This is a genomic window from Streptomyces sp. NPDC002130 (assembly GCF_040296465.1).
Lineage (GTDB): Bacteria > Actinomycetota > Actinomycetes > Streptomycetales > Streptomycetaceae > Streptomyces.
Genome location: NZ_JBEOXI010000818.1, coordinates 1 through 1,453 on the forward strand (window position 1 = coordinate 1; position 1,453 = coordinate 1,453).

Below are 1,453 nucleotides of genomic sequence, written 5' to 3' on the forward strand. Positions count from 1 at the left end.
ACCTGACCACGGCGCTGTCGTATCTACTTCTGCCGGCGATCCTGTTCTACGGGCTGTCGGCACTGTTCACAGCGTTTCTGAACACCAGGCAGATCTTCACCGCGCGTTCGGGGGACTTGGCGGCGGCGTAGTGAACCTCGGCATCAAGCAGCCCATCGCGACCATTCTCGATGCTGCGATCGAGCACAAGGCCGATGTCATCGGCATGTCCGGACTGCTCGTGAAGTCCACTGTCGTGATGAAGGAAAACCTCCAGGAACTCAACGCACGCGGAGTCGCCGAGAAGTTCCCGGTTCTGCTCGGTGGTGCGGCGCTCACGCGTTCGTACGTCGAGAACGATCTGCAGGAGGTGTACGAGGGCGACGTCAGCTATGCCCGCGATGCTTTCGAGGGTCTGAACTTGATGGACCAGATCATGACGACCAAGCGCGGCGGCGGCCCGGCGCCGGACAGCCCGGAGGCCATCGCTGCTCGCGAGAAGGCTGCCGAGCGTAAGGCTCGTCACGAGCGTTCCAAGCGCATCGCCGAAAAGCGTAAGGCTGCAGCGGTTCCCGTGGTCCTGCCGGAGCGTTCCGATGTCGCAGCCGACATCGCGGTGCCGACACTGCCGTTCTGGGGCTCGCGCATCGTCAAGGGAATCTCGCTGTCCGAGTACTCGGGGCTGCTCGACGAGCGCGCTCTTTTCCTCGGCCAGTGGGGCCTTCGCGGTCAGCGCAAGGGCGACGGTCCGACGTACGAGGAACTGGTCGAGTCGGAAGGCCGTCCGCGGCTTCGGTACTGGCTCGATCGGTTGACGTCCGAGGGCATCCTCGCGCATGCCGCGGTCGTGTACGGGTACTTCCCGGCGATCTCGGAGGGCGACGACGTCATCGTGCTCACCGAGCCGAAACCGGATGCACCCGAAAGGTTCCGATTCACCTACCCGCGCCAGCACCGCGACCGCTTCCTGTGCATCGCGGACTTCGTTCGCTCGCGCAAGGACGCCGAGGCCACCGGGCAGGTCGACGTACTCCCGTTCCAGTTGGTGACGATGGGTCAGCCGATCGCGGACTTCGCCAACGAGTTGTTCGCGTCGAACTCGTACCGCGATTACCTCGAGGTTCACGGAATCGGTGTCCAGCTCACGGAGTCTCTGGCCGAGTACTGGCATCGACGCGTCCGTGAAGAGCTAGTGCTTCCCGAGGGGCATACCGTCGCGGAGCAGGATCCCACCGAGGTTGCCGGTTACTTCGATCTCGAGTACCGCGGCGCTCGCTATTCGTTCGGATACGGCGCGTGCCCGGATCTCGAGGATCGAGCCAAGTTGGTTGCGTTGCTCGAACCCGAACGAATCGGCGTGAACTGCCCAAGGACCTGCAGGCTCGGTCCTCACCAACAAGTACGCCGAGGGCTACCCGGGCCGCCGCTACTACGGCGGCTGCGAGCACGTCGACGTGGTCGAGCAGATCGCGAT

The 1,453-nt window shown here is 64.0% G+C and carries 1 pseudogene; it reads left to right on the plus strand.

Annotation, left to right across the window (positions count from 1 at the left end):
* Positions 1-1,375, plus strand: a pseudogene (locus tag ABT116_RS45905) (vitamin B12 dependent-methionine synthase activation domain-containing protein); the annotation flags it as partial.
* Positions 1,376-1,453: the final 78 nt, after the last annotated feature.